This is a genomic window from Streptomyces sp. NPDC012510, assembly GCF_042955065.1.
Lineage (GTDB): Bacteria > Actinomycetota > Actinomycetes > Streptomycetales > Streptomycetaceae > Streptomyces.
The window spans coordinates 59,367-81,105 of the sequence record NZ_JBIBEN010000033.1 but is presented as its reverse complement, the minus strand read 5'-3'; the positions used below and the strand labels follow the sequence as shown (position 1 = coordinate 81,105).

Genomic DNA, 21,739 nt, shown 5'->3' with positions numbered 1-21,739 from the left:
ACTCAGGCGTGGTACGGCTCAGGCGTGGTCTCGGCTCAGACGTAGCGGCCGTCGAAGAACGCCTGTACGGCCAGGGTGTGCAGCGGGAAGGCGAGTTCGGTGGGTCGGCGCAGCAGGTGCCAGCCCTCCGTCTCGTCGGTGGCGGCGGACGGCGGCAGGTTGGCCGCCGGACGCTCGGGAAGCAGGCCGAAGAGGAGCAGATGGCCGTCGGGGGAGCTCATGGCGTCGGCGAGGCGTACGTCGCGGTCGGCCGCGCAGATGCCCGTCTCCTCCTTGAGTTCACGGACGACGGCGTGCCGCCAGTCCTCCCGGTGGTCGATGAATCCGCCGGGCAGGGCGGTCCCCCCGCGCGCGGGGGCGATGGTCCGTGTGATCACGACAAGGGCCGTGCCCTTGGTGTCGTACACGGGCTGGAGGGCCACCGCGACGGGGAGCGGATTGCGGTAGGCCACGGCGTGGCAGGCGCCGCAGGTGCGGGGCCAGCCGGAAACGCCCTCTCCATAGGGCGCTCCGCAACTCGAACAGTGCGAGTCGGGTGCGGAGTTGGCGGGTGGGTGTTGATTTGCGGACACGCGGCGGACTGTATCCGATCATCTTCTGGTCGTCCCGCGGGGGCCGCTCGATGTGCCACACCGCGCCGCGGGCCCGCCGCCGGGTGAGGGCCGGCCGGAACCACCCCCGTGGGCCCCGGCCGGTCCTCCTGATACTCCGACGTCGGCCGGGCCTTCTTGGTTCTCGCGAGCCCTGCCCAATTCGGCTTGCCCGTGTCAAACTCCTGACGATCCATCAGATCAATGGCCTGGGAGGGATTTTGACGCGAAATCGCACACCTGTGGTCGCCGGCTGGTTCACCGGGGAGGGCGACGGGTTCCATCTGCTCGGCACGAGCTGCTCGGTGTGCGCCTCGGTGTTCTTCCCCCGAGAGGACACCGCCTGTCGCAATCCGGGCTGCCCGGGCGGCGACCTGCGCGAGGTACCGCTGTCTCGGCGGGGCCGCGTGTGGTCGTACACCGACGGCCGGTACCGACCACCGTCACCCTATGTGTCCGATCCGGAACTTCCGTGGGAGCCGTACGCGTTGATCGCTGTGGAATTGGCCGCGGAGCGTCTCGTGGTGCTGGGGCAGGCGGTTCCCGGGGTCGCCGTCGCGGATCTGCGGGTGGGCATGGAGGTGGAGGTCGTCCCCGGTGTGCTGAACGAGGACGCGGAGACGGTCTGGACGACATGGTGCTGGCGGCCGACGGGGGTGACGGTGTGACGGGCGACGTGGCGGTGCTCGGCGCGGGCATGCACCCGTGGGGCAAGTGGGGGAAGAGCTTCGTCGAGTACGGGACGGTGGCCGCGCGTGCGGCACTGGCAGACGCGGGCGTCGACTGGCGGGACGTCGGCTCGATCGTGGGAGCGGACACCGTCCGGGGCGGTTACCCGGGGTACGTGGCGGGGGCGACCTTCGCGAAGGCCCTGGGTTGGCAGGGGGCCAGGGTCACGAGTGTGTACGCGGCCTGTGCGTCCGGGGCACAGGCGGTGGCCACCGCGCGGGCCCAGATCCTCGCCGGGCTCGCGGACGTGGTGCTCGTCGTGGGTGCCGACTCGGCTCCGAAGGGCTTCTTCCGGCCTGCGGGCGGGGATCGGGCGGACGATCCGGACTGGCTGCGGTTCCGGATCCTCGGGGCCACCAATCCGACGTACTTCGGGCTGTACGCGCGGCGACGGATGGCGGTGCACGGGGACACTCCGGAGGACTTCGCGCGGGTCAAGGTGAAGAACTCCGCGCTGGGGGCGCTCAACCCGTACGCGCGCTATCGCCGGCGGGTCACCGCAGAAGAGGTCGCGGCCTCCGCCGTCGTCGCCGATCCGCTGCGGTTACTGGACATCTGCGCGACCTCCGACGGTGGTGCGGCGCTCGTGCTGTCCAGCGTGGAGTTCGCGCGGCGGCGCGGCGTCTCCGAGCCGGTGCGGATACGGGCGGTGTCCACAGTGACGCCCCGCTATCCCCACACGGTGCTTGATCTGCCGGACATCGCGACGGATTCGGCGGTCGCGGTGGCGCCGCCGGACGAGACGTTCCGGGCGTCGATCGCACGGGCCGCGTACGAGGAGGCGGGTGTCGGGCCCGAGGACCTCTCGTTCGCCGAGGTCTACGACCTGTCCACGGCGCTGGAGTTGCAGTGGTACGAGGATCTGGGGCTGTGTGGTGAGGGCGAGGCCGCGAAGTTGTTGCGGGACGGCGCGACGGCGCCGGGCGGACGCGTACCGGTGAACGCCAGTGGGGGTCTGGCCTCCTTCGGGGAAGCGGTTCCGGCGCAGGCGATAGCCCAGGTGTGCGAGTTGGCGTGGCAGTTGCGGGGCGAGGCGGCCGACCGGCAGGTCGTCGGGGCGCGGGTCGGAATCAGCGCCAATCAGGGGCTGTTCGGGCATGGTTCGGCGGTGATCGCGGTCCGGTGATTGGCCGACCGCGTCGGCGGTTCGAGTTGCCGTCCTGCGGGAGGCGTTGCCGCCCCTGCATGTGCACGTGTTCGGCGCGGCACTGGCCGCCCCTGAGCGGACCGGTCGCGGCTGGTGGCGGCTGGTGGCGCTGTGGGACGCCGTACGGGAGACGGGACTGCTGCCACACATGCCGAGGTCGCCGGCGCGGCCCCTGTCGCGCTTCTGTCGCGCTTCTGCCGCGTCCGTTCCGGTGGAGCGGGCAACCGGGCCCATAGCCCGCCCCGCGCGGGGGTGTGCGCTCCGTGGCCGCCCTCAACGGTTGTCGTCCGTGTTCTTGACGCCCCCTGGGTGCCGGTGAACACTGCCGGTGTCGGTCGGCATCGCCGCGTTCGGGCGTCTTTGCGCACTGCGCCGCTCGGACTCCCCGCCTGCGTGACGGGCCATCCCCCACGGGTGATCCGGCCGCGACGGCACACTCGTCACGGACGCCGGGCGGGGCGCGGAAACCTCCCTGCCTTCGGCTGAAGTAGCCATGGGAACGCACCCTGCACGGAAGGTCCGGGGTCGATCGCTCCGGGCCGGGGCCAAGGAGCCGCCATGAGCAACGGAGACATATTCGTCGGCGAAGTCATAGGAACGGCGATCCTGATTCTCTTCGGCGCCGGTGTGTGCGCCGCCGTCACTCTCAGGTTCTCGAAGGCGAGGGCATCGGGCTGGATCGTCATCGCGTTCGGCTGGGGCTTCGCCGTGCTGGCGGGCGCGTATACCGCCGCTCCCCTGTCCGGCGGCCACCTCAACCCCGCGGTGACGATGGGGATCGCGGTCGACACGAAGACCTGGGACACGGTCTGGGTGTATCTGCTCGGCCAATTGGTCGGCGCGATGATCGGCGCGGTCCTCGCCTACCTCGTCTATCTCGCGCAGTTCCAGGCCAACGTCCGCAAGGAGGGCACCACGGAGGGCACGGCGAACGAGCCGACGCCGACGCTCGGGATCTTCTCCACCATCCCCGAGATCAGGAACCCGGTCGCCAACCTCATCACGGAGATCATCGCGACCATCGCGCTGGTCCTGCCGATTCTCGCCTTCGGCCGGAACACGGGCATCGGCATCGGTCAGATCCCGGGCGAGGAGGCCGGGATCTACGGCTCCGGCATCTCGGTGCTGCTGGTGTCGTTCCTGGTGGTCGGCATCGGCCTCTCCCTGGGCGGGCCCACCGGCTACGCGATCAACCCGGCCCGTGACCTCGGTCCGCGCATCGTGCACACCTGCCTGCCGATCCCGAACAAGGGCACCTCCGACTGGGGGTACGCCTGGATCCCGGTCGTCGGCCCCCTGGTCGGCGGCGTCCTCGCGGGCCTCATCTACAACGCAGCCTTCTGACGCAACCGACGTAAGACGTGAGGGGATGTCATGCCGGACAACGCCCAGAAGTACGTCGCCGCCATCGACCAGGGCACCACCTCGAGCCGCTGCATCATCTTCGACCACGGCGGCGCCATCGTCGCCGTCGACCAGCGTGAGCACCGCCAGATCTTCCCCAAGCCCGGCTGGGTGGAGCACGACGCCACGGAGATCTGGTCGAAGGTGCAGGCGGTGGTCGCCGGGGCGATCGCCAAAGCGGGCCTGCGCGCGGACCAGATCAGCGCGCTCGGCATCACCAACCAGCGGGAGACCACGGTCCTGTGGGACCGCGCCACGGGCAAGCCGGTGCACAACGCGATCGTCTGGCAGGACACCCGTACCTCCGCCCTCTGCAACGAGCTCGGCGGCGCGGACGGACAGGATCGATTCCGTGAGCAGACCGGCCTGCCGCTGGCCAGCTACTTCTCCGGCCCGAAGGCCGCCTGGCTGCTGGACAACGTGCCGGGGCTCAGGGCCCGTGCGGAGCGCGGGGAGATCGCGTTCGGCACGATCGACTCCTGGCTGATCTGGAACCTGACGGGCGGCACGGACGGCGGACGGCACGTCACCGACGTCACCAACGCCGGGCGCACCATGCTGATGAACCTGGAGACGCTCCAGTGGGACACCGCGATCCTGTCGGCGATGAACGTCCCCGAGGCGGTCCTCCCGGAGATCCGGTCCTCGGCGGAGGTGTACGGCACCGCCGTGGGCCCCCTCGCGGGTGTCCCCGTCGCGTCGGCGCTCGGCGACCAGCAGGCGGCGGTGTTCGGACAGGCCTGCTACGACGTCGGCACCGCGAAGAACACCTACGGCACCGGCAGCTTCCTGCTGCTCAACACCGGGAACAGGCCCGTGCCGTCGAAGAACGGGCTGCTCACCACCATGGGCTACAAGATCGGTGACGAGGCGCCGGTGTACTGCCTGGAAGGGTCGATCGCCATCACGGGCGCCCTGGTGCAGTGGTTCCGCGACCAGCTCGGCATCATCCGTACCGCCGACGAGATCGAGCCGCTGGCGGCGAGCGTCGACGACAACGGCGGGGCGTACATCGTGCCCGCGTTCTCGGGCCTGTTCGCCCCCTACTGGCGCTCCGACGCGCGCGGTGTCGTCACCGGGCTGACGCGGTACGTCACGAAGGCGCATCTCGCGCGCGCGGTGCTGGAAGCGACGAGCTGGCAGACCCGCGAGGTCGTGGACGCCATGTTCCAGGACTCCGGTGTGCGCATCACGACCCTCAAGGTCGACGGCGGCATGACCAGGAACAACCTGCTGATGCAGCATCAGGCGGACGTGCTGGACGTGCCGGTGATCCGTCCGAAGGTGTCAGAGACGACCTGTCTGGGCGCCGCCTACGCGGCGGGGCTCGCGACCGGGGTGTGGAACGACCTCGACGAGCTGAAGTCGCACTGGCGGAAGGACGTCGAGTGGACGCCGTCGATGCAGTCCTCGGCCCGTGACCGCGAGTACCACAACTGGCGCAAGGCGGTGGAGAAGAGCCTCGGCTGGCACGAGGACGGCGTGAACTGAGACCAGGTCCACGCCCACACGCGCGTGCGCGTCGATCCCCGTCACCAGGGTCCACGCGCGCGACCGGGACCGCGGCCCGTACCCCTGTCGGCGGGGGTACGGGCCGTGCCTCAGGTGCTGACGGACTGGCGGTGCTCCGAGGCGTACGCCATCGCGTGGCGGACGACGGCGACCAGGACTTCCTTGACCGAGTCCCGCTGGCGCGCGTCGCACAGCACGACCGGAACGTCGGGGTCGAGGTCGAGCGCCCTGCGGACGGTCTCGGCCGGGTAACGCGCGGCGCCCGCGAAGCAGTTGACGCCGATCACGAAGGGTATGGAGCGTCGCTCGAAGTAGTCGACGGCGGCGAAGCAGTCCTCCAGGCGGCGTGTGTCGGCGAGCACCACGGCGCCCAGGGCGCCGGAGGCGAGTTCGTCCCAGAGGAACCAGAAGCGGTCCTGGCCGGGCGTCCCGAACAGGTACAGGACGAGGTCCTCGCGGAGGGTGATGCGCCCGAAGTCCATGGCCACCGTGGTGGTCGTCTTGCTCTCGACACCGCTGATGTCGTCGACCGGGCGGCCCGCCTCGGTGAGCACCTCCTCGGTGCGCAGCGGCTTGATCTCGCTGACCGCGCCGACGCAGGTCGTCTTGCCCACGCCGAAGCCGCCGGCCACGAGGATCTTGAGCGTGACGGGCTCGACCGGAGGTTTGCCGCGCTCAGTGCGCCCGAGGATCATCGGTCTCTTCTCCTGCTGGATGGTAGTCGCGCGACGGTGAGCCGTAGTCTCCGCCGCCCGGTGTTTCGATGCCCAGTTACGTCGCCGGGTCCGACGTCCGCCGAGTCACGCCCGCCGGGTTCCACGACCGGATCACCTCCGCCGGGTTCCACGACGCCGCCGTCCGCGCGCCCCACCCGGTCGAACACCCGAGCCTCCGGGTGCGCCGTCGGCCATGCCGTATGGCGCGATCGCCGGCCCGTCACGTGTCCCCTCCGCTTCCGCGCCGCTCAGAGCGCCCTGAGGCCGTTGATCACGTCGCGGAGAATACTCTCGTCCACCAGCTCGGCGGGCGGTACGGGGCGGGTCACGTGGACGAGTTCCTCGTCCACGAGGTCTCCGACGAGGACGCGGACCACTCCGACGGGCAGGTCCAGTTCGGCAGCGAGTTCGGCCACCGACTGGGGGGTGTCACGGCAGAGCTCGACGATGCGGACGTGCTCGGGGGAGAGGGAGTGGTCCTCCTCCGGGTCGTCGACGTGCGGTTCCGTGACCACCACGGCGATCAGGTCGAGGCGGTGCTGGATCGCGTGATTGGTCCGGCCGCGTGTCATCGCGTACGGGCGCACCACTGGTCCGGCTTCGTCGTCGAACCAGTGGCTTCTTCCCTGACCGTCTCGGCTCATGCCATCCCACTACCCGCCCTGGGACAGATCGGTGCGCGGGGCGGAGCCCAGATGTACGCCGACCCGCTTGACCAGGAGCGTCATCTCGTAGGCGACCTGGCCGATGTCCGCGTCGGCGGCCGCGAGGACGGCGAGGCAACTGCCGTCGCCGGCGGCCGTGACGAAGAGGAAGGCATCGTCGAGTTCGACGACGGTCTGCCGGACGCTGCCCGCCTCGAAGTGACGGCCGACGCCCTTGGCGAGGCTGTGGAAGCCGGAGGAGACGGCGGCCAGGTGCTCGCTGTCCTCTCTGGTGAGGTCCTTGGAGACGCCCGTGGGCAGTCCGTCGCTGGAGAGCACGAGCGCCTTGCGGATGCTGGCGACACGCTCCACCAGGTCGTCCAGGAGCCAGTTCAGTTCCCCGGACGTACCGGTCGCGGTGGGCCCTTCGGCCTTCGGTGCGGTCATCGACCGTCCCCCTTAGTCGTTCCTCGTCGTGCTGCGACGTCCTGGGCGTCGTCGCCCTCGGCGTTCTCCTCGCGGCCGCGCTGCCAACCCCGTTGGAGCGAGGCCATACGGCTGCGTACCTCGTCGGCGTCGCGTTCGGCCGTGTCCGGGCGCCGTTCGGGGCGGGACCTCTCACGTTCGGCACGCCGGTCGGGGCCGTCTTTCAACTGCGGTGCCAGACTGGCCTGTCGGACGCGGCGGGGCAGTGGGCTCGGAGCCGATTCTGCCTGGCCGGTCGTCGTGTCCGCACGCGGGGTGGGCACCCCCACACCGTACTGCGAGGCTGTCGGGACCGCGCCACCGGACGGGCCCGTACGACGGCGCTGCGGCAGGGCGGGGCCCTCGTGCCCGTCGGGGGGCAGGGCTCCGGCGCGGTGGGCGCCGGGGAGAGGCGCGGGTGCGGTGCGGTCGCTGCCGGGGTGCACCGGTGGCTCGGCGCGGTCACCGCGCAGGGCGGTGAGCGGGCGTGTGTCGGCGAGCCCCTCCGTTCCCGCCGCGCGGCCCTGCAACGCCTCGTCGTCCGCGTGCCTCGACCGGGGCCCGCTCACCGAACGGCCGTGCGAGCTGACGAGATGCGGGGTGCGGCGCTGCGGCAGCGGTACGGGACCGACGGTGGGATCGGGGTCGGTGAAGGGCGTCTGCGGTCCCTCACCCTCGCGCGGTCCCTGTCCGTCGGTGACGCCGGTGAGGGAACGGCGGGGCCGGAACAGCCCACCCCGCTCGACGTCCTCGTCCTCGAGTGCGCCGGGGAAACCGCCCAGGGGTTCCATGTCGACCGGGGCCTCCAGCTCCACCGGGCCGTCCAGGATGCCGGCGGAAAGCCCGGGAAGCCGGACCGGCACCTGGGAGAGGGCGGCGTTGCGCTCCTCTTCCAGTTCGGCCTCACGGGTGGGGTGGGCGCGGTCGAGGCGGAAGCCGATGCCGTTGGTGTCGGGGACGTCGTCGGTGAGCAGGGCGTCGGGGATGAACACCACGGCCGTGGTGCCGCCGTACGGGGACGGCTGGAGGGAGACGCGGACCTTCTGCCGCTGGGCGAGCCGGCTGACCACGAAGAGACCGAGCCGGTCGGTGTCGGAGAGTTCGAAGTCGGGGGTCTCGGCGAGCTTGAGGTTGGCGTCCAGGAGCGCCTCGGCCGACATACCGAGGCCCCTGTCGTGGATCTCCAGGGTGAAGCCGTTGGCGACGCGTTCGCCGAGCACCTGCACTGCGGTGTGCGGGGGTGAGAACACCGTGGCGTTCTCCAGGAGTTCGGCCACCAGGTGGGTGAGGTCGGCGACGGCGGGGCCGGTCACGGCGACCCGGGGCAGTCGGCGGACCTCGATGCGCTCGTAGTCCTCGACCTCGGCGACGGCCGCTCGCACGACGTCCATGAGCTGGATGGGCTTGCGCCACTGCCGGGACGGGGCGGCGCCGGAGAGGATGACCAGACCCTCGGCGTGCCGGCGCATGCGAGTGGTCAGGTGGTCCAGGCGGAACAGGTCGGCGAGTTCGTCGGTGTCCTCGGTCCGGCGTTCCATGGTGTCGAGGAGGGTGAGCTGCTTGTGGAGCAGGACCTGGCTGCGGCGGGCGAGGTTGACGAACACCTCGGAGATGCCGCTGCGGAGTTCGGACTGCTTGACGGCGGCCTCGACGGCGGCCCGCTGCAGGGTGTTGAGGGCCTGGCTGACCTCGCCGATCTCGTTCTTGTCGTACTCCAGGCGCGGCACCTCGGTCTCCACGTCGACCTGTTCGCCCGCGGCGAGCCGGCGCATCACGCTGGGCAGCCGTACCCCGGCGGTCTCGTGCGCTTCCTGGCGGAGCCGACGCAGGTCGCGGATGAGGACGCGGCCGATACGGACGGACATGAAGAGCGAGACCAGCAGAGCGAAGAGTCCGAGGGCTCCGGCGACGGCTGCCTGGAGGATGATGTCGGTGACCAGGGGCCGTACGCGGTCCTGGTGACGGTCGCCCGCCTCGACGCCGAGGTCCCGGAGGTCGGAGAGGACGGGTTCGACCGCGGTGTCCCAGCTCTTCGCCGTGACGCCGGTGGGCCTGCCGGGCGCGGAGTCGATGACGGCCTGTTCGACCGAGCGCAGCGGCGCGGTCTTGGCGTTCCTCCAGTAGCCGTGGAAGCGGTCGCGCTCGGATGCGGGTAGCTGCGGCAGGCTGATGTCGTACATCAGGGTCCGCTGCGCCACGAGGTCGGAGAAGTCGCGGATCTCGCGACGGGTGATCCGGTTCGCGACGAGCACGGAGCTGAGCAGCGCGTCCTCGCGGGACAGGAGTTCGCGGGCGCGGGCGACGTTGACCAGGGCGCGGCCCTGCTTGTCCATCTCCACGCTGTCGAGGGCGGGGAGGTTGGTCAGCAGGGCGAAACAGGGGTCGACGAGCTTGTTGTAGTGGTTGAGGGCCTTGGTGCCGGTGACGGTGCCGTTCTCGACGCCCTTGCGCAGGGACGGCAGACCGTCGAGGGCGTCCAGGATCGCCGTGACCCGCAACGAGGTGGACTCGCCCATCTCGTCCCGCAGTTCGGAGTCCTGTGCGTGTACGCGAAACGCGTCGACGGCTTCGTCGGTGGCCGACCGGCTTCGTTCGAGGGCCGTGCGGGCCCCGGATGCCTTCGGGTCGGCGAGGTGGACGAGGGTCTGACGGCGTTCCTGCTGGAGCACACGGATGGTGTCCTCGGTGGGGAAGCCGACCTGCTCCACGATGTCCGCCACCCTGAAGAGGTCGCTCGCCTCACGGCCCGTCAGCACCGTGGCGAACGTCCAGACACCGGTCAGTGCCACGAGGGGCACGAGCAGCAGCGCCACGATCTTCCTGCGGATCGATTTCCCGCGAAAGCGCATGGCCTCCCCCAGCTCGACCCCCGCCAGGCCCGGGGGCACACATGTGCGTCAACAAACGGCGTGAGCCTACTACCGACACACAGGTATCTCGAAGAGCCGACCGAACGCACTCGGCGTCAGCGTCCAACCAGACATGGGGAGTTGTCCGGTCATTGGGTGAGATTGCCTCCTCCTCCCGGGCAGTTGGACCCATGACATCCCGTCGGAGAAGTCGGCCGGTTGGCCGGATTCTTTCGTTCCATGGGAATCTTCGACGGACGTCGATCGTCTTTCTGTACGGGAATGGGCTGGTGGAAAGAGCCACAGGCCCCGCATGCCGCCTGCAGGCGGCGTGAACCAGGTGAAGTCGGGCACCAGTGGAGGGCCGGGTCTCAGGATCCGGAGCGGAGTTGGTCCACCGGCGGTGGGGAGTGACGGGTTGATGGGCACGGCGGAGCGGCGCGTGGCGCCCGGGGGCGGCGCGGAGGCGCCGGAAAGGGCGCCGAAGGGCGCTCAGGCACCGGAGCACGGCTTGCTGACGGGGGAGGCTGTGGCGGGGGAGGCTGTGGCGGTGGAGGCTGTGGCGGTGGAGGAACGGCGGATCTCCACCCGTGGAGACGAAGAACGGGTGGATTACCGGCCTTTGTGGATCGAGGAGCCGGCACGTAAGCGGAGGCTGCCCGATCCGGTACGGACCGCGGCGGTGCGCGCGGTCCTCATCATCGCGGTGACACTGCTGCAGGCGATGGTGGCGTTCCTGTGCACGCTGGCCGGTTCCTGGCTGGCGTTCCCGATGGTGCTGAGCAGCGTGGTGAGCACCATCGCGGCGACGTGGGGTGCGCTCGACGTATGGGTGACCCGCCAGGTGTGGAAGCAGCGCAACGGCGTGGTGTCGACACCCAGCAGCACGGCGCGTTCGCTGCGGCGCGAGCGGCGCCGGGTCCGTCGCGCGGCGAGGGCGGCGGAGCGCACGCAGGAGCGGATACGTCGGCGCGGTGGGGCCGGGCGGCTGTCGCACCCGTAGCACCGGGCAGCCGTCTCTCGTGCGAGGCGGCCGGGGCGGGCCAAGTGCCGTATGGTCCGCCCCTCCGGACGGGGCGTCAGCTGGTCGTCGGTTCCGACAGGGCCCAACCCCCGCGCTCGAAGAGGGCGCAGCAGTCGGCCGGTTCGACCGGGCCGGGAACCGTATCCGCCGGCTCGTGCGGCGGCACGGCACCGCGCTTCCACGCGGTCGGCCTTCGGTGACACGGACGGTGCCAGGGTCGCGGTGTCCTCTGGCGACCGGGGCGGGTGCCGTACCGGTCGGACCGGAAGGGGAGCAGCGCCCTATGTCCACCACCGTGTGTCCGGCGAACAGGTTCCGTCCGGAACGACGCACGGTTGCTCGGTGGCGAGTTCCAAAGCCTCACCGTCGACGGCACGTGAAGCCGACGGACTTTCAGCAGCCACGCACCGGACGACATGGCCCTGCACTCGTGTTCCCGCTCGCGAACGACAGCACGATCCTGGAATGCGACTGGCTGTACGCGCCGGAGTGCGTGGAGTCCGGCGGACGCCACCAAGGCGGTGCGGCTCTCCACCGGGTGAACGAGCAGGACTTCGAGGCCTGTGAACGTACGCACCGGCGATGGCGTCGCGCCCGTGCCGGAAGGATGGTGTGCTGGTGCCCACCGAACACCACACCGGGATCTTCCAGGAGTGGCCGCTGCGGAGGCTGAGGGCGGCCCCCTCGGATGTCCAGGTTTCCGACCAGGCGTGTCGACCGTCACATTAGGCCTCGTTCTAGGCATAGAACGCGGCCTCCCGGTTAGGTGCCCAACCGTGAAGGCGCCTGCCGTACGGCGCTGACCAGGAGGAACGAGAGACATGCCCGAACTTTTCATCGGCGGAGCGTGGCGAGCCGCACTCGACGGGCGGACCCGTGAGATTCGCTGTCCCGCCGACGGCAACCTGGTCGCGGTCGTCGACGAGGCCGGCGCCAAGGACACCGTGGAGGCGATCGCGGCCGCACGTCGCGCCTTCGACGAGGGCCCCTGGCCCACCACCGCCCCCGCCGACCGTGGCGACCTGCTGCTGCGCGTCGCCGACCTCCTCGTGCGCGACAAGGACGCGCTCGCCCGCGCCGAGTCCCTCGACACCGGCAAGCGGCTGGTGGAGAGCGAGTACGACATCGACGACATCGCGAACTGCTTCCGCTACTTCGGGCACGCGGCCACCGCCGAGACGGGCCGCGTCGTGGACACCGGCCAGGCGGGCGTCGACAGCCGGGTCGTCCACGAGCCGGTCGGGGTGTGCGCGCTGATCACCCCCTGGAACTACCCGCTGCTGCAGACGGCCTGGAAGGTCGCCCCGGCACTCGCGGCCGGCAACACCTTCGTTCTGAAGCCCAGCGAGCTGACCCCGCACACGGCGATCCATCTGATGCGCCTGCTGGAGGAGGCCGGGCTGCCGGCCGGTGTGGCCAATCTGGTTCTCGGCGCCGGCCCCGAGGCGGGTGCCCCGCTCTCCGATCACCCGGACGTGGACCTGGTCTCCTTCACCGGTGGTCTGCAGACCGGTCGGCGGCTGATGGCCAACGCCGCGGCGAGCGTGAAGAAGGTCGCGCTGGAGCTCGGCGGCAAGAACCCGAACATCGTCTTCGCCGACGCCGACTTCGACACGGCTGTCGACATGGCCCTGACCGCCGTGTTCCTGCACTCCGGCCAGGTGTGCTCGGCGGGTGCACGACTGCTGGTGGAGGACTCGCTGCACGACAGGTTCGTCGACGAGGTCGTCCGCCGGGCGAAGGAGATCCGTCTCGGCGGCCCGTTCGATGTGTCGGCGCAGACCGGGCCGCTGATCTCGGCGGCCCATCGCGCCAAGGTCGAGGAGTACGTCGCCCAGGGCATCGCCGAGGGCGCCGTGCTGCGCTGCGGCGGCGAGCGCCCGAGCGGTGACGCGTACGACAAGGGCTTCTACTATCTGCCGACCGTCCTGGACGAGTGCACCAGCACGATGTTCGTGGTCCAGGAGGAGTCGTTCGGGCCGGTGCTGACGGTGGAACGGTTCAGCACCGAGGACGAGGCGGTACGGCTGGCCAACGACACCATCTACGGTCTGGCCGGCGCCGTATGGACGACTGACGAGGCCAGGGCCCAGCGGGTCGCGGCCCGGCTGCGGCTCGGCACGGTGTGGATCAACGACTACCACCCGTATGTGCCGCAGGCCGAGTGGGGCGGTTTCAAGCAGTCCGGATTCGGCCGTGAACTCGGGCCCTCGGGGCTCGCCGAGTACCGCGAGGCGAAGCACATCTGGCGGAACACGGACCCTTCACCCCAGGGCTGGTTCAGCTGAAGCCCGTGTGCTGCAGCCCGGGTGCTGAATCCCTTGTGCTGAATTCCTTCTGACGAAGGGCAGTCGAGCGTACGCAGGCAACTCGCCTCCGCCACTCCCCCACCGGCACCCGGCACCCGGCACCTTCCTCGCACAGTTCTCGGCACCCGCAAGAGCCGCTCCCCCCTCCTCCCCAAGGCCCACCAGGAGTCCGCTCATGACGACCATCGAGCAACCCACCGGACCAAAAAACAACTCCGACGACACAGAACTGACCGAGTTCGGATACAAGCCGGAACTCAAGCGCACCCTCGGCAACTTCCACACCTTCGCCGCCGGGATCAGCTACATCTCGATCCTCACCGGCACCTTCCAGTTGTTCTACTTCGGCTACGGCAGTGGCGGCCCCGCCTACTGGTGGTCGTGGCCGATGGTGTTCGTCGGCCAGTTCATGGTCGCGCTCTGTTTCGCGGAGCTGGCGGCCCGCTACCCCGTCGCGGGGTCCGTCTACAACTGGTCGAAGAAGATCGGCAATCCGCACCTGGGCTGGCTCGCCGGCTGGATGATGCTGACCGCCTCGATCGTGTCGATCGCCGCGGTCGCGCTCGCCTACCAGCTGACGCTGCCGCAGATCTCCGACGTGTTCCAGATCGTCGGGGACGGCACGGGAACGTATGACGTGGCGACCAACGCGGTCATCCTGGCCGCGGTGTTGATCCTCTTCACCACCCTGGTGAACGCCTTCGGCGTCAAGCTGATGGCCCGGATCAACACGGCGGGCGTGTTCATCGAGTTGATCGCCACCGTCGTACTGATCGTGCTGTTCGCGGTCCACATCACGCGCGGCCCGCAGGTGGTCCTGGAGACGAACGGCACCGGCGAGGGCTACGGCACCGGATACCTCGGCGCCTTCCTCGTGGCCTCGCTCGCCTCCGCGTACGTCATGTACGGCTTCGACACCGCCGCCTCGCTCGGCGAGGAGTCGCTGGACCCCACCCGGAACGCGCCGCGCGCGATCATCCGGGCGATCATCGCTTCGTTCGTCCTCGGCGGTCTCATTCTGCTGCTGGCGCTGATGAGCGTGTCCAGTCTGAAGGGCGAGCGGCTCTCGACCGACGGACTGCAGTACGTCGTGCTCAACGTGCTCGGCCCGACGGCCGGCAAGGCGATGCTGTGGTGCGTCCTGATCGCGGTCACCGTCTGCGCGTTGGCCGTGCACACCGCCGCGATCCGGCTGGCCTTCGCGATGGCCCGGGACAACAACCTGCCCGCGTCGTCGAAGCTCGCCAAGATCCATCCGCGCTTCCAGACGCCGATCCTGCCGACCGTCGTCATCGGCGTCCTCGCACTGGCGATCCTCGTGGTCAACATCCGCCAGCCGCAGATCTTCACCGTGGTGACCAGCATCGGCATCATCATGATCTATTTGGCCTACCTGGGTGTCACGGTGCCGATGCTGGTGGCGCGGCTGCGCGGCAAGTGGCAGCCCGCCGGGGACGGCAGGTTCTCGCTCGGCCGTTGGGGCGTCCTCGTCAACGTCCTGGCCGTGCTGTGGGGCGCGGGCATGACCCTCAACCTGATCTGGCCGCGCGCCTCGGTCTACAACGCGACCGCCCCGTTCCACTGGTATCTGCAGTGGGGCGCGGTCCTCTTCGTCGGGATCATCGCCGGCGGCGGCTTCGCCTACTACTGGTTCATCCAGCGGCACAAGACGGGCGTGCTCGCCGAGCACCGCGTGGTCGCCGAGGCCGGCACCACTCCGCCCGCGCCGCCCGCACCGCCTGCCACGGCCGTCGCCTCCCCGGCCGCCGACTGAGAACCGGCCCCCTCCAAGACACGAGGCAGCACAGCAACACAAGGAGACCAACTCCCCATGAACGCAGATGAGTTCGACTATGTCGTGGTCGGCGGCGGCACCGCGGGAAACGTGGTGGCGGCCCGGCTCTCCGAGGATCCGTCGGTCACGGTGTGCGTACTGGAGGCGGGGCCCAGTGACGTCGGCGACGAAGACGTCCTGAAACTGGAACGCTGGATGGGCCTGCTGGAGTCCGGCTACGACTGGGACTATCCGGTCGAGCCGCAGGCCAGCGGCAACAGCTTCATGCGCCACGCCAGAGCGAAGGTCCTCGGTGGCTGTTCCTCCCACAACTCCTGCATCGCCTTCTGGGCTCCGGCGGAGGACCTCGACGACTGGGCGGCCGGGGGCTGCACCGGCTGGTCCGCGGCCGACCTCTTCCCCCTCTACCAGCGGCTGGAGACCAACGACGCGCCCGGTGACCACCACGGGCGCACCGGCCCGGTGAAGCTCCGCACGATCAAGAGCGAGGACCCGTGCGGCACCGCCCTGCTGGAGGCGTGCGCCCAGGCGGGTATCCCGACAACGCCCTTCAACACCGGCACGACGGTGATCCGGGGCGCCAACTGGTTCCAGATCAACTCGGACGAGAACAACATCCGGCAGTCCTCGTCGGTGGCGTATCTGCACCCGATCATGGGCAGGCGCCGGAACCTGGAGGTACGGACCGGGGTCCGCGCCAAGAAGCTGGTGCTGGACGGGCGGCGCTGCGTCGGCGCCGAGTACCTGGACCCCGACCTCATCCACACCCGGACGGTACGCGCCCGGCGCGAGGTCATCGTCTCCTGCGGTGCCATCGACACCCCGAAGATCCTGATGCTGTCGGGCATCGGCCCCGCCGAACACCTGCGCGAGGTGGGGGTCGACGTGGTCGTGGACTCGGCGGGCGTCGGTGAGAACCTCCAGGACCACCCCGAGGGCGTCATCATGTGGGAGGCCGCCCGGCCGATGCCCACCACGTCCAACCAGTGGTGGGAGGCGGGCGTGTTCTACGACACCGAGCCGGGCCTGGACCGGCCGGACCTGATGTTCCACTACGGGTCGGTGCCTTTCGACATGAACACGGCCCGGCACGGCTACCCCACGTCCGAGAACGCGTTCTGTCTGACGCCGAACGTGACCCGCGCGAAGTCCAGGGGCACCGTGCGGCTGCGCACCCGGGACTACCGGGACAAGCCGAAGGTCGACCCGCGGTACTTCACGCACGAGCACGATGTGCGCGTGATGACGTACGGCCTTCTGCTCGCCCGGCAGATCGCGGCGCAGCCTGCGCTGAGCGGCTGGGTCGGGGCCGAGTTGGCGCCCGGGCCGGACGTACGGACCGACGAGGAACTGTTCGACTACATCCGCAAGACCCACAACACCGTCTACCACCCTGCCTGCACGGTGAAGATGGGTGCGGAGGAGGACGCCTCGGCCCCGCTGGACGCGCGGTTGCGGGTCAAGGGGGTCGAGGGGTTGCGGGTGGCGGACGGGTCGGTGATGCCGGATCTGGTGACCGTGAATCCGTGCATCACGACGATGATGATCGGCGAGAAGTGTGCGGATCTTTTGACAGCCGACGCCTGAGAGGTGGGGTGCCTGGGGGCGTGGGGCGACTGCAGGTCCGTTCAGGCTGGTCGCAGTTCCCCGCGCCCCTCAGGGGGCGGCCGTGGTGGGCCTCTTGTACATGCGTGTCGCGGTGATCTCCGTGTGTGCCGTCTCTCCCGCCTGGGGCTGCTGGGGCAGTCCCGGGCGGAGGTGTTCCTCGACGCTGATGTACTTGAGGCCCGCTCGTAGGTCGGCGTCGTTGCGGAGGCGGATGACCAGCGGGAACTCGGCCAGTGCCGTCGTGTCGAAGAGGCCCGTGGTGTAGAGGAGCTGGACACCCAGCGCGTCCGACACCGCACGCTGAAGCTCCAACAGGTACGTCGCGTTGGCGCGGCCGATGGGGTTGTCGAGGAACAGGGTGCCGGCGTGGCGGTGCTTGTCGCGGCCCCGGTCGTTGCTGCGCAGCGCGGCCATCGTGCAGTAGAGGGCGATGGCGGCGGTCAGCAACTGCCCGCCGGAGAAGACGTCGCCCATCTGTCCCACGGGGACCCGCTCGGCCCTCAGGACCGCGTCCGGCTTGAGGATCTCGACCGCGACGCCCTTGGGCTGCAGCGCGGCGCCCACACCTCTCAGCAGCAGGGACATGCCGTCGCGGCGCATGTCCGAGTTCTTCTTCACCGCGGCTCGGGTCGCCTCGTCGACGACCTCGCCCAACCGCTCGGTCAGGGTCGCCTGGTCCGGCTCCTCGAAGCGGATCCGCAGGAACTCCTGCCCGGACCACTCCCCCAGCCCTTCGGGAAGCCTGGACAGCCGCTGCGCGGAACGGAGGGTCGCCAGGGCCGACTCCACCAGACCCCGCAGGCGGTCGACGATCGAGTCCCGGTTGCGTTCGAGCTGGGCCAGCTCGTCCGTGAGGACGCGGAGCCGGGGAGCGAAGGCGTCGGCCCACTTCTGGGCGTGCTCGGGGAGGGAAGCGGCGGGCAGTTCGCGGATCTGCTGGCGGGCGGGGGTGCGGACCTGCTCGTAGCGCGTGGAGTTGGCGTGGCGTACGAGGACGTCACTCGCCTCGCGTACGGCGCCCTCGGCGGCGGAGAGGTCGGCGGCGCAGCCGCGCAGGGAGCGACGGGCCTCGGCGGCGGCCTTGCGGGCCTCGTCGAGTGTGCCGGGGTAGGGCTCGGGCTCGTCCTGGTCGTCGTCCGTGGAGTGGTCACGGAGGAGGTCACGGAGCAGGGCGGCTGTCTCGTCGAAGCCGCCGGCCGCGTCCTCGGCGGCGCGGTGGGACTCCAGCAGCTCGGCGTGGGCCTCCCGGGCCTGGGTCAACGCCTCGGCGCGCGTGGCGAGTTCGGCGGCGGCGGTGCGCAGCAGGGCCTGGGCGTGGTCGGCGTCGCGCGGGAGTAGTTCCCCGGGCAGCTCGGTGTGCGCCTCCCCGTCCTCGGGCGCGTGCCGCTCGGCCTCGCCCCGCAACCGGCCGAGCTGCTCGCTCGCGGTGGACATCCGGGTCTCCAGGAGCTGTACCAGTTCCTCCGCGCGGGCGGCAGCCGCCTGCCGGGAGGGCCCGTCGGAGCCGTCGGGCGACTGCAAAAGCTGCTCGGCGCGGTTGCGGACCTTGTTGGTGAGCCGGTCCAGTTCGGCGATCGCGGCGCTCTCGTCGCTCTCGGCCCGCGCCTGCTCGGCACGGAGATCGGCGCCGACGCCGACCTTCTCGTACACCTGGGAGGCGGCGCGGTAGGCCTCGCGGAGCGCGGCGAGGGGCTGCTTCGGCGCGTCGGAGTCCGTCTCCGGTACGTCGTCGGGGGCACCCGCGATCTCCGCGCGCTCGGCGCGCAGCGCACGCGCCGTGCGCCGGGCGTCGTCGGCGCCACGCTGGGTGGCGCGGCGGTCCTCGTCGGCGGCGCGGGCCCGCTCCAGGCAGGACTGGGCGCGGGCCTCTGACTCGGCGGCCTCGTCGGCGAGTTCACGGAGCTTGACCTGCCAGCCGGCGCGCTCGCGCAGCCGGAAGGCGAGTCCGGCAAGGGCGTCGGCGGCGCGGCGGGCCTTCTGGGCGGCCTCCTGCCGCTCGTCCCGTACATGGGCCGCCTCGGCCGCCGCCTCCTCGGCCTCGGCCCGAACGGTCCGTGCCTCCGCCAGCTCGGCCTCGGCCTCCTCGGCGAACGTCCGTGCCTCCCGCGCGGCCGTAACCAGCTCGGTGAGCCGCCCCGCCGGGCATCCCGTGCGCCACGAGGCGAGCCGCGCGGCCAGTTCCCGGTCCTTGCCGAGCCGCGCCGCCAGCTCCCGGATCTCCTCGTCCCGCTCGGTGGCCCGCGCGCGCAGCGCCTGCCGCTCCTCGTCGGCCGCGTGCTCGTCGTGCATGGCCGGGTTCGGGGGGACGAGGAAGACGCCGCTGTCGCCCGAGTCCGCGGGCGGGGTCGGTGCCAGCAGGGCGGCGGCCGTACCCACGGCCACGGCGGACCGGGGGAGCAGGGCCGCGTCGCTCAGCGCCTCGCGGGCCCGGGCGTGCGAGTCGGGGTCGGTGATGATGACGCCGTCGACCAGCTCCGGGCGCGCGGTCAGCACGCGCGCGTGGTCGACGGGGTCCACGGCCTGCGCGAGGTAGCGCCAGCCGGGGAGGGCCGGGATGCCGTGCTCGCCCAGGAACTCGACGGTCGCCAGGACATCCGGCCCCGGCGGCAGCAGACCGCCGTCACCGAGCGCGCCCAGGATCCGGGAGTCGTCGGCCGCGGCGGTACGCAGCTCGAAGAGGTGGCGCTCGGCGGACGACACGTTCTCGTCGAGCAACTCGCGCAACTCGTCGGCGAAGCGGTCCAGTTCCTCCGGGGTGAGAGGGCCCTCAGCCGTGGAACGTGAGGTGTCGGCCGGTGGCGTACGAGAGTCGTCGGCCGTCCCGGCACGTTGCTCGCGCGAACCCGAGCCCGCATGCGCACCCGAACCGGATCGCCCGGCGCTCCCGCCGTTTCCGCCCTCCGCACCGCTCACGGCGTCGGCGCTCCGGCGCGGCACGGGAACGCTGGGCCGTCCCCTGCCGGAGGAGCCCGGCAGGCTCAGCAGCTCCGCCAGCCGCTCTTCCCCGGCCAGCGCCTCCGCCGTACGCCGCTCGCCGTCGTGGGCGCGCTCGGCGGCGACGGCCGCGTCCGCCGCGCGGGCGGCCGTCAGCTCCGCGCGGGACTCGGCGGAGGCCGCCTCCCGGGCGTGTTCGGAGGCGCGGCGGGAGGCCTCGCGCGCGATGTCCCAGGCGGCGACGGCCGACTTCTCGGCGTCACTGGCGGCGAGGGCGGCGCGCGCCGGATCGGCGTCGGGCGCGCTGTCGTCGAGCCAGCCCGCCCGCACCGCCTCGGCGGTCTCCTGCTCGACTTCGCTGAGCCGCTGCTTCAGATGCCCGATCTCACTGCGGGCTCGCTGCGCCTCGGTGGCGGCGACGGTCGAGTCCCGGTGGGCGGCCTCGCCGATCTCCTGGAGGGCGGCCGACCGCTCCTCACCCTCGTTCGCCAGGTTCTCGGCGCTCTCAGCGGCGGCATGCAGGGCGCGTACCAGGTCGACGGCGGCCTTGGCACGGGCGGCGAGTGCCGGGGCGGCGTCCCGCTCGGCCTCCTGGATGGCGGCGGCGACCCGGGCGACCCGGTCGGCGGCTGCCCGATGCCTGAGGACGGCCTCGGCGGCCTGCCAGGCGGAGTGCAGTGTGCGCGCGTCGGCCAGCTCCCGCTTCTGCGCGGCGGCCGACTTCTCGGCGGCGGCCAACGCCAACGAGGCGTGACGGTAGGCGAGTTCCGCCGCGATCAGTGCGCTGCGGTCACGGGCGGCCTCGGAGTGGGTGACCGCGTACGCGGCGGCGGTGACCCGCTGGGCGAGGTCGGTGCCCCGTACCCGCTCTTGCGCGGCCCGCGCCGACAGCCTTCGGGCCAGGGTGCGGGTGCGTCGCTCGGCGCCCGCGTGGACGTCCCGCGCCCGCGACCGGGCCTCGGCGGCCTCGACGATCCGCCCGAGCAGATCCACGGAACCGGCCGTGAAGTCCCGCTCGGCGATCAGTTCGGCCCGCCGCCCCAGCTTGTTCCCGAACCCTCCGACCAGGTCCGCGAGACCGTCGGTGTCGCGTGTGTCGGTGACGGCCCGCAGCAGCAGATCGGTGAAGTCGGAGTCCTTCTTCACCGCGAACAGGCCGGCGGCCTCGCCCTCGTCCGCGTTCATCTCCCGCTGGTAGCGGAAGAGCTCGGGGTCGAGTCCGAGGTCGGTCAGATGCTCGTTCCAGCGGTCGTGGATCTCTTCCCAGTGCACTTCGAGGTGCGGATACGCCTTGCCCGCCTCGGTGATGGCATCCCGGAAGCCCTTCATGGTCCGCCGCCGCCCCTGCGCCCCCGAGACGCCCTCGACGGACGGCCGTACGGCGGTGGCCTCGGCCACGGGGAGGTTGTCCAGGCTCAGTCCGGGGCCGGGCCGGAAGGAGTACCAGGCCTCGGCGAACTTCCGGGGGTCGTTGGAGACCTGCCGTCCCCGCCACTCACTGACCTTGCCCACGACCACGCACTCACCGGTCAGCGTGTGCTGCCATTCCAGTGCGACATGGCCGCAGTCGTCGGCCAGCAGGAACTTCCGCAGCACACCCGAGCTGGCGCCGCCCAGGGTGTTCCGGTGGCCCGGCAGCATCACCGAGAAGATCAGCTTCAGTAGAACGGACTTGCCGCCTCCGTTCTCCAGGAAGAGCACGCCCGCCGGGGCGGGCCGGCGCGGCGGCCCGGTGGGCTCCTCCTCGAAGAATTCCGCCTGCTGCGGCGCGGGATCGGGCACGAACTCGCCCACACCCCGCAGGTCCAGCACGGTGTCGGCGTAGCGCGCACCGGCCGGCCCGATGGAGTAGAGGCGGACCCGGGACAGCTCGTACATGGCGGCGGACTTTCGCGGTCGTGTCGGTGGTGCGGTCGGTGGTTCGGCCGGTGGTGCGGTCGATGGTGCGTGATGGCGGGAGCAGGAGGGGCGGGAGTAGGAGGGGTGGGAGCAGGAGGGGTGGGATACGGAGGG

General features: G+C 71.0%; 14 protein-coding genes. 8 read left to right on the top strand and 6 right to left on the bottom strand.

Annotated features, from left to right (window positions below):
• Positions 1–35: 35 nt before the first annotated feature.
• Complete coding sequence (locus ACFY9I_RS39065; RefSeq protein ID WP_391011313.1) at positions 36–572, bottom strand: NUDIX domain-containing protein; 537 nt, start codon at positions 570–572, stop codon at positions 36–38.
• 260 nt (positions 573–832) lie between these two features.
• Between ACFY9I_RS39065 and ACFY9I_RS39060 the strand changes: the two genes are divergently transcribed.
• From ACFY9I_RS39060 to glpK, 4 genes are all read left to right on the top strand, one after another.
• Positions 833–1,258: a Zn-ribbon domain-containing OB-fold protein gene (locus ACFY9I_RS39060; protein WP_391011338.1), complete on the top strand. Its 426-nt coding sequence runs from the start codon at positions 833–835 to the stop codon at positions 1,256–1,258.
• Positions 1,255–2,445 (top strand): lipid-transfer protein, encoded by a 1,191-nt coding sequence (locus ACFY9I_RS39055; protein ID WP_391011335.1) that lies wholly within the window; start codon positions 1,255–1,257, stop codon positions 2,443–2,445. Before ACFY9I_RS39060 ends, ACFY9I_RS39055 begins: the two co-directional genes overlap by 4 nt.
• A gap of 579 nt (positions 2,446–3,024) precedes the next feature.
• Entirely contained in the window at positions 3,025–3,810 is a 786-nt protein-coding gene (locus tag ACFY9I_RS39050; protein ID WP_391011310.1) for an aquaporin, read from the top strand.
• A 30-nt stretch (positions 3,811–3,840) separates the two neighbouring features.
• Positions 3,841–5,361 (top strand): glycerol kinase GlpK, encoded by a 1,521-nt coding sequence (glpK, locus tag ACFY9I_RS39045; RefSeq protein ID WP_391011307.1) that lies wholly within the window; start codon positions 3,841–3,843, stop codon positions 5,359–5,361.
• 110 nt (positions 5,362–5,471) lie between these two features.
• On the opposite strand, the gene ACFY9I_RS39040 is transcribed toward glpK, so the two are convergent.
• The 4 genes from ACFY9I_RS39040 to ACFY9I_RS39025 all read right to left on the bottom strand — a co-directional run bounded on the left by ACFY9I_RS39040 (position 5,472) and on the right by ACFY9I_RS39025 (position 10,056).
• Positions 5,472–6,077 carry an ATP/GTP-binding protein gene (locus tag ACFY9I_RS39040; RefSeq protein ID WP_391011304.1) on the bottom strand — a complete coding sequence of 202 codons (606 nt, stop codon included), beginning with the start codon at positions 6,075–6,077 and terminating at the stop codon, positions 5,472–5,474.
• A 269-nt stretch (positions 6,078–6,346) separates the two neighbouring features.
• Complete coding sequence (locus ACFY9I_RS39035; protein WP_046706880.1) at positions 6,347–6,742, bottom strand: DUF742 domain-containing protein; 396 nt, start codon at positions 6,740–6,742, stop codon at positions 6,347–6,349.
• A 9-nt stretch (positions 6,743–6,751) separates the two neighbouring features.
• Entirely contained in the window at positions 6,752–7,189 is a 438-nt protein-coding gene (locus ACFY9I_RS39030) for a roadblock/LC7 domain-containing protein (RefSeq protein ID WP_391011301.1), read from the bottom strand.
• Entirely contained in the window at positions 7,186–10,056 is a 2,871-nt protein-coding gene (locus ACFY9I_RS39025) for a nitrate- and nitrite sensing domain-containing protein (RefSeq protein WP_391011298.1), read from the bottom strand. Before ACFY9I_RS39025 ends, ACFY9I_RS39030 begins: the two co-directional genes overlap by 4 nt.
• Positions 10,057–10,477: 421 nt before the next feature.
• Between ACFY9I_RS39025 and ACFY9I_RS39020 the strand changes: the two genes are divergently transcribed.
• The 4 genes from ACFY9I_RS39020 (at position 10,478) to ACFY9I_RS39005 (ending at position 16,771) form a co-directional block, all read left to right on the top strand.
• Positions 10,478–11,059, top strand: coding sequence for a hypothetical protein (locus tag ACFY9I_RS39020; RefSeq protein ID WP_391011295.1), 582 nt, complete (start codon positions 10,478–10,480; stop codon positions 11,057–11,059).
• 842 nt (positions 11,060–11,901) lie between these two features.
• Positions 11,902–13,368, top strand: a complete 1,467-nt coding sequence (locus ACFY9I_RS39015) for an aldehyde dehydrogenase family protein (protein ID WP_391011292.1) — start codon at positions 11,902–11,904, stop codon at positions 13,366–13,368.
• A 196-nt stretch (positions 13,369–13,564) separates the two neighbouring features.
• On the top strand, positions 13,565–15,163 hold the full coding sequence (locus ACFY9I_RS39010) for an amino acid permease (RefSeq protein WP_391011289.1): 1,599 nt from the start codon (positions 13,565–13,567) through the stop codon (positions 15,161–15,163).
• Between the two features lie 57 nt (positions 15,164–15,220).
• Positions 15,221–16,771 carry a GMC family oxidoreductase N-terminal domain-containing protein gene (locus ACFY9I_RS39005; protein WP_391011286.1) on the top strand — a complete coding sequence of 517 codons (1,551 nt, stop codon included), beginning with the start codon at positions 15,221–15,223 and terminating at the stop codon, positions 16,769–16,771.
• 69 nt (positions 16,772–16,840) lie between these two features.
• Here ACFY9I_RS39005 and ACFY9I_RS39000 read toward each other — a convergent pair whose 3' ends face one another.
• Positions 16,841–21,604: a hypothetical protein gene (locus ACFY9I_RS39000; RefSeq protein WP_391011283.1), complete on the bottom strand. Its 4,764-nt coding sequence runs from the start codon at positions 21,602–21,604 to the stop codon at positions 16,841–16,843.
• Between the last annotated feature and the right edge of the window lie 135 nt (positions 21,605–21,739).